This is a genomic window from Amphibacillus jilinensis Y1, from assembly GCF_000306965.1.
Lineage (GTDB): Bacteria > Bacillota > Bacilli > Bacillales > Amphibacillaceae > Amphibacillus_C > Amphibacillus_C jilinensis.
The window spans coordinates 386,409-402,399 of record NZ_JH976434.1 but is presented as its reverse complement, the minus strand read 5'-3'; the positions used below and the strand labels follow the sequence as shown (position 1 = coordinate 402,399).

General features: G+C 38.6%; 9 protein-coding genes. 4 read left to right on the top strand and 5 right to left on the bottom strand.

The genetic code is table 11. The annotated features are described in order from the left end of the window. Positions 1-164 precede the first annotated feature (164 nt). The 3 genes from B494_RS0102525 to B494_RS0102515 all read left to right on the top strand — a co-directional run bounded on the left by B494_RS0102525 (position 165) and on the right by B494_RS0102515 (position 6,349). Positions 165-1,904, top strand: coding sequence for a phospho-sugar mutase (locus B494_RS0102525; RefSeq protein WP_017470788.1), 1,740 nt, complete (start codon positions 165-167; stop codon positions 1,902-1,904). Positions 1,905-2,070: 166 nt separating this feature from the next. Next, positions 2,071-3,405 (top strand): ISL3 family transposase, encoded by a 1,335-nt coding sequence (locus B494_RS0102520; protein ID WP_017470787.1) that lies wholly within the window; start codon positions 2,071-2,073, stop codon positions 3,403-3,405. Positions 3,406-3,811: 406 nt separating this feature from the next. Then, complete coding sequence (locus B494_RS0102515) at positions 3,812-6,349, top strand: PEP/pyruvate-binding domain-containing protein (RefSeq protein WP_017470786.1); 2,538 nt, start codon at positions 3,812-3,814, stop codon at positions 6,347-6,349. Between the two features lie 250 nt (positions 6,350-6,599). Here the strand turns inward: B494_RS0102515 and B494_RS0102510 are convergent, their stop codons facing one another. From B494_RS0102510 to ppc, 3 genes are all read right to left on the bottom strand, one after another. Next, positions 6,600-8,468, bottom strand: a complete 1,869-nt coding sequence (locus B494_RS0102510; protein ID WP_017470785.1) for a PTS fructose transporter subunit IIABC — start codon at positions 8,466-8,468, stop codon at positions 6,600-6,602. Positions 8,469-8,773: 305 nt separating this feature from the next. Further along, entirely contained in the window at positions 8,774-8,911 is a 138-nt protein-coding gene (locus tag B494_RS21690) for an aspartyl-phosphate phosphatase Spo0E family protein (RefSeq protein WP_420884338.1), read from the bottom strand. Between the two features lie 596 nt (positions 8,912-9,507). Next, positions 9,508-12,261 carry a phosphoenolpyruvate carboxylase gene (ppc, locus tag B494_RS0102505; protein ID WP_017470784.1) on the bottom strand — a complete coding sequence of 918 codons (2,754 nt, stop codon included), beginning with the start codon at positions 12,259-12,261 and terminating at the stop codon, positions 9,508-9,510. 706 nt (positions 12,262-12,967) lie between these two features. Here ppc and glpK point away from each other — a divergent pair. Next, positions 12,968-14,461, top strand: a complete 1,494-nt coding sequence (glpK, locus tag B494_RS0102500) for a glycerol kinase GlpK (protein WP_017470783.1) — start codon at positions 12,968-12,970, stop codon at positions 14,459-14,461. A 133-nt stretch (positions 14,462-14,594) separates the two neighbouring features. On the opposite strand, the gene B494_RS0102495 is transcribed toward glpK, so the two are convergent. Together B494_RS0102495 and B494_RS21325 are read right to left on the bottom strand one after the other, a co-directional pair. After that, positions 14,595-15,518 carry an aldo/keto reductase gene (locus B494_RS0102495; RefSeq protein ID WP_017470782.1) on the bottom strand — a complete coding sequence of 308 codons (924 nt, stop codon included), beginning with the start codon at positions 15,516-15,518 and terminating at the stop codon, positions 14,595-14,597. Between the two features lie 162 nt (positions 15,519-15,680). Next, on the bottom strand, positions 15,681-15,991 hold a 311-nt coding region (locus B494_RS21325; RefSeq protein WP_420884334.1), incomplete at its 5' end, for a hypothetical protein.

Genomic DNA, 15,991 nt, shown 5'->3' with positions numbered 1-15,991 from the left:
TCATTCACCCAATAATCAGCCGGGAAGAACGAAAGTACCAATTGATTGTAGGTTCATTTATAAGCAGTCAAGTTTTTCTAAATTTTTAACCAAGTAGAGATAGATCTTTGCTATAATGAAAAGGGTATCAACCTAAAATGAATTTTAAAAGCGGAGGCGATTCAATGCGTTGGCAACATACATATGAACAATGGATTCAATTCACAGATTTAGATGGAGAGTTACGACAGCAGTTAGAGGAGCTAGCATCTGATCAGAAAAAATTAGAAGATTGTTTTTATAAAAATTTGACATTTGGAACGGGTGGCATGCGTGGTGAACTCGGACCAGGATCAAATCGAATGAATATTTATACGATTCGCAAGGCCGCCTGTGGCTTGGCACAATATATTCTAGAAAAAGGTGAGCAAGCTAAGGATAGTGGCGTAGCTATTGCTTATGACTGTCGCTTCAAATCACCATTATTTGCGATGGAAGCCGCTAGAACATTAGCGACACATGGTATCAAGGCCTATGTATTTGAATCATTACGTTCAACCCCGGAACTATCGTTTGCGGTTCGACACCTTAAAGCGTTTAGTGGCATTATGGTAACAGCAAGCCATAATCCGCCAGAATATAATGGTTTTAAAGTATACAATGATGATGGTGGACAAGTTGGTCTTGATATGGCAGCAGATATTATCGCGAAAGTGAATGCAGTAGAAAATGAGTTGACCATTCAAGTTGAACAAGAACAAACTTTAAAGGCAAAGGGACTCATTGAAATGATTGGTGCTGATGTTGATCAGGCATACCAAACACATTTACAAACGATTGTTCAGCAACCCACTGTTATAGAAGCCGTTGCTGATCAACTTAAAATTATATACACACCGCTTCATGGTACAGGGAACATTCCGGTTCGACACGCACTTCAATCTATGGGTTTTCAACATGTTGAGGTGGTACCGGAACAGGAGCAACCCGATCCAACATTTGGTACGGTAAAATCGCCAAATCCGGAAGAACATGAAGCTTTTACTCTTGCCATTGCACAGGGCGAAAAATCGGGAGCAGACCTGTTGATTGGAACAGACCCTGATGCTGACCGTGTTGGGATTGCCACAAAAGATAATGAAGGACGCTATGTTGTGTTAACTGGAAATCAAGTTGGTGCTTTAATGCTTGACTATTTAATTGTAGCGAAAAAAGCCCAAGGAACGCTTAAAGCTAATGCAACCGTACTTAAAACGATTGTAACTAGTGAGATAGGACGTGATATCGCAAAGGCACATGGCTTAGAAACGATTGATACACTGACAGGTTTTAAATTTATTGGTGAAAAGATTAAGCAGTACGAAAAAAATGGAGAACATAGCTTCTTATTTGGTTATGAAGAAAGTTATGGCTACTTAGTCGGAGACTTTGTTCGAGATAAAGATGCTGTACAAGCTAGCATGTTAGCAGCTGAAGTGGCCGCTTACTATAAAAAGCAAGGCAAAACACTTTACCAAGGCTTACAGGATGTCTTTAAGAGATATGGATACTATTATGAAGGGTTACAATCATTAACATTAAAAGGTAAAGATGGTGCTGAACAAATTGACGCCTTGTTAGTTGGTTTTCGTCAAACACCACCTGAATCAATTGCTAATCAAGCTATCGTCACGATTGAAGATTATCAAAATAGTGTGCGCATGGATGTATTAAACCAAACGACTGAACCTATTACTTTGCCAAAGTCGAATGTTTTAAAATATTTCTTAGCAGATGGTTCATGGTTTTGTGTACGACCTTCGGGTACTGAACCGAAAATTAAATTTTACTTTGCTGTTAATGGAGAAGCAGAAGCTGAAACAAAAGCTAAGTTAAATCAAATTGAAACAGAGGTCATGGCTCGTGTCGATGATTTCTTAAATTAATTCGGTTGTATAATATTTGACGTTGGTGAACAGAAATCTCCCTTTCATAATTATGTGAAAAGGAGATCGAAATTCACTAGCGTCTTTTCTATGTATATAGATAGAAAACAAGTGCGTTTCCCTGTAGAATTAAAGTCGACGAAAACCAATCCAGGAGGGAACGCACTTGTCATACTCTAATGATATTAGAATGTTACTCGATATTCAAGACCGAAATATAACTTTTGAGGAAGGATGCCTCTATGATGGGGAATTAAAGGGAAAACCGTGTCGCTATGTAGAAGGAAAGTTAACGTATACACCAGAAGCTTGCATAAGTTGTGGCGTTAAGAATGAAGATTACACGATCTATAAAAATGGCACACAATGCTCACGTATTACCCTTCCGATTGATGGGGTGAAGAAAACCTACCTGAATTTGAGAAAGCAACGCTTTAAGTGTAAGGCGTGCGAGGGTACGTTTACCGCAACTACCTCTCTTGTAGAAAAACATTGTTATCTTTCGAAATATACGAAGGCATGTGTTTTAATCAAGGCGACAGAAGCGCAGTCTTTACAGGATATCGCAAAAGATACGGCCGTGTCTGCGACAACGGTTCAACGGCTCATTACGGAAGAAGCGAAAGGGTATAGCTTTCATCATTGCTTATTACCTAAACATCTTTCGTTTGATGAATTTAAATACGCCAAAGGATTGATGGCCTTTGAATACATTAACGCGGAAACGGGCGATATTCTTGATATCCTTGAATACCGAGACGCTCGAAAGATTAAGGATCACTTCATCGCGAATTATAGCTTAGCTGACCGCAAAAATGTGGAAACCATCACCATTGATATGAATGCGGGATACGTGAATGTCATCAAAGCGATGTTTCCTCAAGCGGAGATCGTTATTGATCGTTTTCACCTCACGCAATTAATCAATCGTTCCATGAATAAGACGCGTATTCGTGTGATGAATAGCTTCCATACTTCTAACGGAGAAGATCTTAAGAAATACCGTCGCTTAAAGCGTTACTGGCGTCTGTTATTAAAGCGTCAATCGGATTTATCGAATACAGAATATAAGTATTTTCATTTATTTGGGCAACGGTTGGAAACCAATGTAGTAGAAGAACTACTTCGTTTCTCCTCTGAATTAAAAGAGAATTACGACTTGTATCAGCGTATCTTGTGTGCGTTTGAGCAAGCAGATCAGGAGGCACTGCGGACGCTCTTAAACCACCAGCATAAAGGCCCAGTCTCTAGCTATATGAAGACAAGTATGAAAACCTTACGCCAACACCTGCCTTACATTAAAAATAGCTTTACGTACCCGTTTAACAACGGACGCATCGAGGGGATCAACAATAAGATTAAAGTGCTTAATCGTGTGGCCTATGGTTATCGCAATTTCAGAAACTATAAATACCGCATCTTACTTCATTTCAAGTTAAGATCAGTTGAATCAAAATCAACAAAAATGGTGCCAAACCAAACAAACATTCAAGCAGTATAACCCTACTTAAATGTTTGTGAAATTCAACTATAAAATTGTCGACAAAAATTCTGACCAACGTCATTTGACAAAGAACCATTAATTCAAAACGACTTTCATTAATCAAAATGGAAGTCGTTTTTGTTATGAGCAGAAGGAATGGACGAGACGTTTGGGTCCCTTCTATTTTTGCTAGAGCTTTTTAACAAAGAGGTCGGGCGTGAATGTCGCCCTACCATATTTGACAAACAACCGAAAATAGCGGTTTGTTTTACAAATTAGTGAAAATTCACTGTATTCAACTTCATCATCGCGTTAATTTCACATCACAATGTTATATGATAACAATCTGTATTTAATATAGAAAAGGTGGAATATAAAAAGGTATAGTTAAAGAAGAGATAAGATAAACAAGGAGGCGTATGTTATGGTTCAAAAGGTGTCGACTGGTATTACGGGGTTTGACCATACGATTGATGGACTTCGGTTAGGGGATAACGTGGTCTGGCAAGTTGATCATATCGATAGTTATCAACGCGTTGTTCGATCTTATGTCGATCAAGCCTTATCAGATCAACGACGTCTCGTCTATGTGCGATTTGGTCAACATGAGCCCTTATTAGAAGACGGATTTGTTCCAGTTTATCATGTTGATGCTTCACAAGGTTTTGAATATTTTGCTACTGAAGTTCATCGTTTAATTGAAGAAGAAGGTCCTGAAGTTTTCTATGTCTTTGACTGTTTAACGGACTTATTAGAGCAATGGTGCTCTGATTTAATGATTGGGAATTTTTTTAAAGTATGTTGTCCTTATCTGTATGAATTAGATACTGTTGCTTATTTTGCTTTAACTCGTAATGTTCACACGTACTCTACGATTGCACGTATACGGGAGACGACACAAGTGTTGCTTGATCTTTATTCAGTTGATCAACACCATTATATTCATCCAATAAAAGTTTGGGAGCGCTACTCACCAACGATGTTTTTTCCGCATTTAATTAAGGGGGATCAAGTGAAAAGCATCACGTCAAGTTCGGAAGCTGCTGCGCTATTTGGTCATATTAATCGAATTGAAGAACGTCCAGATTATTGGGATGCTTTATTTCAAAAGGCAGCGTCCGATTTAACGATAAAAGATAGTGAAAAAGATAAAATGAAGCGTAAATTAATGTCCTTATTGATTGGTGAACAATCACGTATGTTTGAATTGTGTGACCGTTATTTTACTTTAGCTGACATTCTCCGCATTGCCCAACGGGAAATTGGCACGGGATTTATCGGTGGTAAGAGCGTTGGCATGCTGTTAGCAAGAAAGATATTAGTCACAGACCCAGAAGATCGATTCTCTTCATATCTAGAAGCACATGATTCGTTTTATATAGGTTCCGATATCTTTTACACTTATATTGTACAAAATGGCTGGTGGAAAGATCGTGTTTATCAGAAGACAGAAGCAGGCTATTATCCTTATGCAGAAAAGCTCCGGAAAAAGTTACAAAGTGGGGTGTTTCCTAATCATATTAAAGAACAGTTCACGCAAATGCTCGCTTATTTCGGACAGTCACCTATTATTGTTCGATCAAGCTCATTACTAGAAGATAACTTTGGCAATGCGTTTGCAGGTAAATATGAAAGTGTGTTTTGTATAAATCAAGGTACCCCAGAGCAGCGTTATCAAGCATTTGAGGATGCGATTCGCCAAGTGTATGCAAGTACGATGAATCCGGAGGCATTAGAATATCGGCTCAATCGTGGACTTGCTATGAAAGATGAACAAATGGCAATATTGGTTCAACGTGTATCAGGTGATCAATATAAGGATTATTTCTTTCCGCATCTTGCTGGTGTCGGTAATTCATCTAATTTATATGTGTGGGATAAGGACGTGGATATGCAAGCGGGTATGTTAAGACTTGTATTTGGCTTAGGTACACGTGCGGTTGATCGAACCGTAGACGATTATGCTAGAATAGTCACACTTGATAGGCCAACGCGAAAACCACTCGTGCACAAAGAAGATGAGAAGAAGTTTTCACAGCAAGCGGTTGACCTTTTAAGTCTTCGTGACGGACAACTAACAAGTGTTCAAGCAGATCATGTATTGAGTCAAGTATTAAATGTAGATCGTCGTTTATTTGCAACGATAGATCATTTAGCGGGTATGCGTCTACGAGAATTAGGTTACCAAGATCAACCTGATCCTCATATTTTAGATTTTAAGCGCTTATTGAAAAAGACAGCTTTTCCGCAATTAATGAAAGCTATGCTTAAACGATTATCAGATGTCTATGCATATCCCGTTGACATTGAATTCACTGGGAATTTCACATCAGAAGATGCTTTTAAGATCAATCTTGTTCAGTGTCGTCCTTTGCAAACGAGAGGCTTAGGAAAAAACGTTCCGATCAAACAGCGATTAGCTGACGAAGATTGCTTGATTGAAACAACGGGACACTTTATGGGTGGTAACATTCGTTTACCACTTGATTATATTATCCATGTTGATGTCGAGCGCTACCTTGATTTGACGGAGCAAAATAAATATGCTGTTGCAAGACAAATTGGTCAATTAACACGTTATTTTAAAGACAAAACCATTATGTTGATTGGACCGGGACGTTGGGGGACATCTACTCCTTCCTTAGGTGTGCCTGTTCATTTTAGTGAGATTCAACATGTTGATGTCATTTGCGAGGTCGCTTCACCCGAAAAAGGTTTTGAACCGGAATTATCATATGGAAGTCACTTTTTTCAAGATATGGTTGAATCAAATATCTTTTACGCAGCCGTTTTTGAAGGAAGTGAAGGGGTTCGTTTTGATCCGAATTATTTATCACGTTATCCAGCGGTGAAATTAGATATAATGAATAAAGAAGAGACAAAACAAGCACTAACATGTGTGAAAGTAAAGGGAATGGAATTACAGGCAGATATTATTCAGCAATTGTTGATCTGTCGGTAAAAATAAAAGCTCCTCCCAACAAGAGACGGATATTCTATCATCCATTTGTTCTTGTTGAGAGGAGAATCTGTTAATTTATACTATATTTATTACAGATAAGCGTCCGTAAAGCACCCACCTCAAAATAGAGAACAGAGGTAAATCTATATAGGTGGGTGATAACGGATACTAGCAATCAGTGGGAGGGTAAGATCGAAGACTAAGACCGGCCACGTCCTGTCGCCCTCCGTCCACTAATTGAAGTGTCGTCTTATTGTTCGAGCGGTTTCTTCAAAGCGCCTAATAGCAGTGCAGAAACAATGGAGCCAATAATAATTGCGAGTAAATACATCAAACCACTACCTTCAACTAAACCAATAACGAAAATACCACCATGTGGTGCAGGAAGCCCGATGTTAAACAACATCGATAATGCACCAGCTATAGCAGAACCTGCGACTAATGAAGGGATAACACGGACAGGATCAGCAGCAGCGAAAGGAATCGCACCTTCTGTAATAAAGCTGAATCCCATAATAATGTTTGTTTTCCCGGCGTCACGCTCTTCACCTGTAAATCTATTTTTAAATAAAAGCGTAGCTAAAGCAATGCCTAGTGGTGGGACCATCCCGCCAGCCATAATAGCAGCATGTGGCGTTAAGAAACCTTCTGCGATCATCGCAATTCCAAATGTATAAGCGGCCTTATTAATTGGACCACCCATGTCAATGGCCATCATACCACCTAGAATAATACCGAGTAGGACTGCGTTAGTTGTTCCCATGCCTTGTAACCAATCGCCTAAGGCATTATTAAACCAACTAACTGGCATTTCAATAACAAAGAACATTAACATCCCAGTGATAAAAATACTAAGCAATGGATAAATTAAGATCGTTTTAATGCCTTCTAATGACTTCGGCATGTTTGCAAATACTGCTCTTAAAGCAACAACAATGTAACCAGCTAAGAAACCTGCAATTAACCCACCAAGAAAGCCTGAATCTCCTTGTGCAGCCATAAAGCCTCCAACCATACCTGGGGCTAAGCCCGGTCGATCAGCAATACTCATTGCAATAAAGCCGGCTAAAACAGGAATCATCAATCCAAATGCATTTCCACCACCAATTGTATTTAGCGCTTCAGCGAATCGGTTATAATCAGCATCACCGGGCACGTGGGCTTCGATCCCAAACAGGAATCCAAGTGCAATCAAAATCCCTCCGCCAACAACGAATGGTAACATATGTGAAACCCCGTTCATGAGATGGCGGTAAAAAGCATTTCCGGATTTCCCGGTTTTGTTTGTACGTTCACTCGTTTGACTTGAACCTTGATGGCGTGGAGCGTCGTCGGCTAATGCTTGTGATATAAGGGCATCAGGTCTTCTGATTCCGTCAGTAACCCCTGCTTCAATAACGACTTTACCAGCAAATCGATCCATATCAACTTTAGTATCTGCAGCAATGATGATGGCGTCAGCAGAAGCAATTTCTTCATCTGTGAGAACGTTTTTTGCTCCACCTGATCCACGTGTTTCTACTTTAATATCGATGCCTAATTCTTTTGCTTTTGCCTTTAAGGCATCTGCTGCCATAAAGGTGTGTGCAATTCCAGTTGGACAAGCAGTGACAGCTAAAAGTTGCTTACCACCGTTTGCACTTGATATATCATCTTCCTGTTTTTCAGCCTCTTTTTGATCAATTGCCTGTAATATTTGATCCACTGATGTTGCCTGTAAAAGAGTAGCGCGAAACTGTTCGTCCATTAGCATACTTGATAATCGAGCAAGCGTATCCAGATGTTCATTGTTCGCTCCTTCTGAAGCAGCAATCATAAAAAACAAGTGACTAGGCTGACCATCTAATGATTGGAAGTCAACTCCAGCGCTCGACCGACCAAATGCGATAGCAGGTTGTTTAACCGCATTTGATTTCGCATGGGGGATAGCAACACCATCACCAATTCCAGTTGAAGTATGTTGTTCACGTTCGATAATAGCTGCTTTAAAGGCTTGTTTGTCTGAAAGCTTATTGGCCTGTTCTAACGAATCAATTAAGTGATCAATGGCCTGATCCTTTGAATCAGCTGACAATTCAAGATTAATCGTGTCTTTTCCTAATAAATCGGTAATTTTCATTGTTCAAACCCTCCTTGATTGGATTAGAAAGTAAACAGGTGAAGTATGGAATATAAAATATAATACCTTAATATAACCTGTTTATACTTCTATCATAAATGAAACGTTTTCATAAATCAATCATTTTCAATCATTTTTTATCAAAAATAATCAATAACAATCATTTTAGTTTAGGCAGACAGCAGTGATTTCACGAACAAGCCCTTTTTGATTAATAAAAAAACCTACTTTATTAAAAAGTAGGTTAACAGTTGAAAGTCAATTGAGCCGAGTGATATGAATGGAGGACTGACAAACACGAAGTTTTATTGATTCTTTTTGGGAGATTTAGAAAAATAAAACTGGTTAAGAAGTCGATCAAGCTTTTGGGAAATATCAACGATCTTTTGCGGATCGTTTGTATCTTGATATACATCGTACATTTCATATCTGAGCTTTTCTATTTCAGCATTAATATTTATAAAAGGCCCAGCTTTGTTATAAAAAACGTCGATTTCTTACACCTCCTCTGTGTCTTTGCCCTATTATAGTTTAATGAAATTGGTAGCTTATGTAAACGGGGATAAATTGTCTGACTTTGTCTACTTTTGTATGAGTGCGATTACATTTTAATGCACATCGATTTAATTCGTGTGAAGAGTGAATAAACAGGTGAAGTAAAACAGGTAGTCTTAACAGAGACATACTGTAAAAAAACGCTATAGGTCTTTCTTATACTACTGAATTTCATAATTATCTACTTGGCTTAAAATATCCTGCGGTGATTTCTACTTTCTCAGTGGTTGCTACAGCAAGATCGGCCTCAGTTAAGTCATAACAGCTCTCCCAAGCCTTTATTAACGGATCTTCGGACATCAAGAAGCCACAGATAACCGGCCGTGAATGACGCACCACAGTAGAGCAAATCTATTTAGTTGGGTGAGAGCGGCGCTAAGTCAAACATTCTTACAAATAAAATGGTTCTATCTACGAAAAAACGTAAATAGAACCATTTCTTATTCATTGAAGCTAATTTTTTTGTCCGTCATAATCAATAGCATCAACCTGTGTTGCGTAAGCCAGCGGCAATGCCGTTTATCGTTAGTAATACTTCCTCTAACAATGGTGTCGATTCATCATTGTCATCCAGTGATCGTAATTGGTTAATTAACTGAACTTGAATCAGGTTCAATGGGTCGACTAATGGATTACGTAATCTCACCGATTCCTTGATATTTGGCTGGTGATCCATAAGGTCGTCTTGCTGTGCGATTTTCAAGACAACTTCTTTCGTTAACGCGTGCTCATCTCTAATTTGATCAAAAATACGCACCGCCATTGTTTGATCTTCAATCATATCGGTGTAAGCATCTGCAATTTCGAGGTCAGCCTTTGTTAGAGCCATTTGTAAATTATTAATCGTTGCTTGGAAGAACGGCCAATGTTGATACATCTCTTGTAGTAAAGTTAAATTATTCGTTTCGTCGAGATAAGCTTTTAGGCCAGTTCCAGCAGCATACCAGGCCGGAAGAAGCTGACGTGATTGTGTCCAAGCGAAAACCCAAGGGATAGCGCGTAAATCTTCAAAGCGATCACTTCCTTTTCGCTTCATTGGTCGTGAACCGATATTTAAAGCACCAAGTTCATTTAAAGGTGTACCCTGATTGAAATATTTTAGAAAATCCTGATCACCAAACACAAGATCTTGGTATTTCTTTAAGGCAGCTTCTGAAATATATGCCATTGTTTTTCTTGCTTCTTCAGAAGGCATGTCTGCATGTTTTTCGGTTAGAGTAATACCAGCAATAGATGTTAACAATACACTTGTGGCTTGTTCCAAACTACGATAAGCAATATCAGGTAATAAATAGCGAGAAGATAAAACTTCACCTTGCTCAGTAATTTTGACGCCATCACCCAAAGTGATCGGTGGTTGTGATAATAAGCTTGAATACAATGGTCCACCACCACGTCCTAGTGAGCCGCCACGGCCATGGAAGTATTTTAATTTAACACCGTAGGATGAAGCGATAGAGTGAATTTCATCCTGAGTTTTGTAGAGTTCCCAATTTGCTGTTAGATTTCCACCATCTTTACTACTATCAGAATAACCTAGCATAATCTCTTGCAAGTCACCACGTGCTTCTAAGTGCTTACGATAAAGTGGAATATCGAAGAGATGCTTAATCATCTTAGGGCCGAATTTTAAATCATCGATCGTTTCGAGCAATGGTGCCACGTGTAGTCGACTCCGGACCTTTCCATCTGGATAAACACGATATAAACCGACTTCTTTAGCAAGTACAAGTACTTCAAGGATATCACTAACAGATTGTGTCATACTAATCAAATAAACCTCAATTGCTCGTTCACCGAATGTATCCTTTGCTTCTTTAATCGTTCTAAATGTCTCAATCATTTCTTGAGATGATTCCGAAAACTCATCATAAATAGATATCAGTGGTCGTGGATCTTCAAGAACTTTAATTAATGTAGCTAATTTTTCTTCTTCATCAAGTGCTTTATAGTCATCAGCAATACCTACTTGACGCAAAATTTCAGCAAGGGTATTTTCATGTTCACCACTATGGTTACGAATATCTAAAGTAGCTAAATGGAACCCAAAAATCTGAACTTGACGAAGTACGTGGCGTAACAATTTAATTGGATGTCCATTAGGATGATGGTAATCGAGACTCTCTTGAATAAGTAAGAGATCATCACGCAAGGCATGGGCATCACGATAGCCCCCATCTTGATCCTTTGCTGTTAATTTTAAACGCCTCAAGATTAACCCTAGTTTTACACGATATACTTCATCCGATTTGTGCCAACCGTTAAACTGGAGTTCTTTTTGATCATTAGCAATCGATTCAACTAATGCTTCACTAACGGTCACTTTCTTTGTTGATTGACTTAATTTTTCTTTCAATTTATCAATGGATTCGATATATTTTTCTAGCACAAGCTTACGATGTTCTTTTAGGGTTTTATAAGTTGTTTTGGCCTTTACATTTGGATTACCATCGCGGTCCCCACCGATCCATGAACCGAAACGTAAGAAAGCTGGTACATGGAAATCATGATTGTACTTCTCCTTTAATAAATCTTCCAAATCTTGATGTAGAACAGGTAAAATATTAAACAGTACCTTATCAAAGAAATATAGACCATTGGAGACTTCTTTCATTACGGATGGTTTCTTTTCACGAATTTCTGCTGTTTGCCAAAGAATTGTAATTTCATTTTCAATCATTTCTTGGATAACTTTTTTATCATAACGTGTATAAGAGAATTCCCATTGTTTTAAAAGTTTAGCAATGCGTTGGTGAACTCTTAACATGGTCCGGCGTGTAGCTTCTGTAGGGTGCGCAGTAATCACCAATTCTAACGATAAATCTTCCAATGCCTTTTCAACTTGATCAATCGATATGTTGTGATCAAATAATTGATTAACCCCTTCTTGTAAAGAGCGTGATTGAATGATGTTATCATCTTGCATTTGATATTGTCTACGACGTCGCCCACGATAATTTTGTTCTGCAATGTTGTAAAGTTGTAAATTAACAGAAAATGCACGGATGACCTTCTCGCGTAAATCAGGTTCGAGTTTATAAATTTCTTGGTTAAATTGATCAAAGTTACTCGGATTTTTATCATCACGAAGTGCTTTAGATAAGGAACGGAAATGCTTTACCGTTCCAAGAAGTTCTTCGCCCCCTTCATGACGTAACACTTCATCTAAGATCATATTTAAGTAATCGACATCTTGATTTAATGTGATTTTGCTAAGTTGCATTTCTTTTTGTACCATGTCATCACTTCCTTTCAGAATTTTCTTATAACGTGTGGTAGTGTTTGATATTGTTGGGGAGGTGGATGCGCGTGATTGTCTGAAGCCAAGGCTCTAACTGTATAATAACATGAATTTTTCTGAAAAATCATTTAAAAAATCTTCGAAACGGTAAATATAAAGCGTTATCATACGTAAAGGGCAATGATTTTAACTTATATTATCATAAATTATAACATGTTGCGATTATTATCCTATGAAAGATAGAAAAAATTTATTTTTTTATAAAAAAGTATTGATAACGCTTTCAAAATTGGTTATGATATAAAAGTAGCAAGCGAGCTGCATCCCTTCGCAAGTCTTTGCCCATGCCATAATTATGGTGTGGGTGTTTTTTTATTCTAAAATAACATAGGATCATACGATCGTGGGGCATGCTCTCGTGTTTTAAAATATAAAGTGAATAAGTCTTTAGTATCCATGATAGCCTTCTCAAAGTTTAGTGTTTGAGTAAAAATGAAGAATTTAATCATAGTGAGTGGGGTATTAGAAATTATGACGTTATTAAACAAAGGTTATAGTAAGAGGTAAGTTAACAACAAATAATCTTTAAGACCACTATCTAGGAACATCATGAGGCGTCGAAGTATTTTTATTGCAGGTCAAATGAATAAAAGAGCGATTCCGAAAAATGGGCTTAAACATTAATATAAGAGGAGTATGAGTAATGAAAACGAAATATATGTTAACGATTGACCAAGGGACAACAAGTTCAAGGGCTTTTCTAATCAATCAAAAAGGAGATATTATAGCGAGTGCTCAGCATGCATTTGAACAATTTTTTCCCCAACCGGGTTGGGTAGAACATGATGCAAACGAGATTTGGACATCTGTGTTAGCTTGTGTCGCAGATGTTTTAAGAAAAGCTGATATCCATGCAAGTCAAGTCGCTGGTATTGGCATAGCAAATCAGAGGGAAACGACGGTTGTATGGGATCGGCAAACAGGTAAACCGATATATCATGCAGTGGTATGGCAGTCACGACAAACGGAATCGATTTGCCAACAATTACGTGAACAAGGGCATCGTGACATGATAAAAAATAAAACTGGATTATTGATCGATCCTTATTTTTCTGGAAGTAAAATAAAATGGATCTTAGACCACGTTGAAGGTGCACAAGAAAAGGCGAGAAAAGGCATGCTTCAATTTGGAACGATTGATAGTTGGCTTATTTACAAATTTACCGGTGGGGAAGCCCATGTGACAGACTACTCAAATGCGTCAAGAACGATGCTCTATAACATTTACGAATTAAAATGGGATGATCAGTTATTAGATTTATTAAATATACCACGATCGATATTGCCTGATGTACGCTCGTCCTCTGAAATATATGGGCATACCATTCCGCATCATTTTTTTGGTGAAAGTGTGCCAATCGCTTCTGCAACAGGAGATCAACAAGCAGCGTTATTTGGACAAGCTTGTTTTCAACAGGGGATGGTAAAGAACACCTATGGTACGGGTTGTTTTATGTTAATGTTGACAGGACAAGAAGCAATTAACTCTAACCATGGATTATTAACAACAATTGCTTGGGGGCTTAATGGTGATGTTCATTATGCACTTGAAGGGAGCATTTTTGTTGCAGGTTCTGCGATTCAATGGTTACGTGATGGACTTCGGCTAATAAAAGATTCACGTGAAAGTGAGCAGTACGCTGAACGCGTCGTATCTACTGATGGTGTTTATTTTGTTCCTGCTTTTGTCGGATTAGGTACACCATATTGGGATAGTGAGGCGCGTGGGGCAATGTTTGGAATGACGCGTGGGACCACGAAAGAGCATTTTGTTAGGGCAACGTTAGAATCAATCGCTTATCAAACAAAAGATGTGTTGGATACGATGGTTAAAGATGCAGGTCTTGAAGTGAAGCAACTACGTGTAGATGGCGGTGTAGTAAAGAACAACTTTCTGATGCAATTTCAGAGTGATTTATTAGGTGTGACTGTAGAACGACCAAAAATTAATGAGACAACTGCGCTTGGAGCTGCTTACCTAGCGGGATTAGCAATTGGCTTTTGGTCAGGTCAAGATGAATTAATTAAGCACTGGCAACACGATCGGACATTTGAAGCGAAGATGAAGCGTCGTGAACGTGACCAGTTGTATGAGGGATGGCAAAAAGCAGTACAAGCCACCCGTGCTTTTAAATAAGGATGTTCGAGCCCAAAACATACTGCAATTATTTTTGCTCCTCCAGCTGATAACACACTCGTGATCGTTGAAAGAACAAGACGTATATTATATTAAAAGCTGTCGAGGTTAACTTAACATCGACAGCTTTTGATTACTTTATGAATTGTGGATGTGTTTTAGAGACAAGATCTAATTGGACAGCTTCTGCATTTTTAGAAACTTGCTCCGGGCTTTTACAGCCTGGAATGACAGCAGTTACTGCTTCGTGTTGTAAGCACCAGGCCAAAGCCCATGTTGCCATTGGGACATCGTTTGGCACTTCGGTTTCAGCGATTTTACTTACTTCCATTAGCTTACGCGATTGTTCATCTTGATTATGTCTAGAACGGACATCGCCTTTTTTAAATGTTGCACCTGGTTGATATTTGCCGCTTAAATAGCCACTCGCTAATGGCACACGAGCTAAGACCCCCAGCTGTTCAGCTTCAGCTATAGGAAATATATCTTGCTCGGGTTCACGGGTTAGTCGATTGTAAACGATTTGTAACGTCTCTACGCCAACTGATTTAGCTTGTCTTGTTTGCAAAACACTTGGATTGTTTTGCAGAGATAAACCAATCGTATGAATTTTACCTGCTTGTTTTTGTTTATCTAGCATCGTCCAAAGTTCGTCATTATTGAATTCTTCATCTGTTAAAGAATGTGATTGATAAAGGTCAATATAATCGGTATTGAGTACTTTTAAGGAAGTATCTAACTGCTTAAGAACATCTTTTGCATCAACATGGCGTGTACGCTCAAACGGAGCGTGAAAATGATGACCGAATTTTGTTGCTATAATCCAATCTTCGCGTGAGTTTCTTTTTAAATAATCACCAATAAACTTTTCGGAAAGATGGTCACCATAACATTCTGCTGTATCTAATAAGTTAATCCCTTCTTGCTTAGCTTGATCAAGAATAGCATCGACTTGATCTTGGGTAAAGTCAACGCCCCATTCACCACCAAACTGCCATGTTCCTAAACCAATAACAGAAACATCTAAACTGGTTTGACCTATTTTTCGATATTGCATGCTATTCATCCTCTCTGTATTGTCCTAATTAAGGATAGCATATTTCACAGCACCAATAAAACAAATGGAATTTAGCTTTAATAGTTACGCTAATTATCTTTATGTTGGCTACATTTATCACAGATAACTGTCCGTAAAAACCCCATCTCAAAGTCATAGAGCTCATCTATTTAGGCAGGTGTTTACGGTGAAACCATCAATAGTGGTAGAAGATCGAAAAATCGGTTCTCTGTCAAATGTGGTGGTGTAATGTTCACTCCACCATTCATCTTTGTTAAAAGCTCTTTTTCCATAAAGTAGTGCTATTGCTAAGCCGCAGAGGGAAATATACTCGCTTTCCGCGGACGAACGCCCAAGCCTCCTCGCAAAGACCGCTGTGGGGTCTCGGTCGCCCGTTTTTCCGCAGGAGTCTCGCATATTTCCTCTGCTATGTGCTATTTCAAACGAGAGCCTTTTTAACCTCTTGTTGCCAT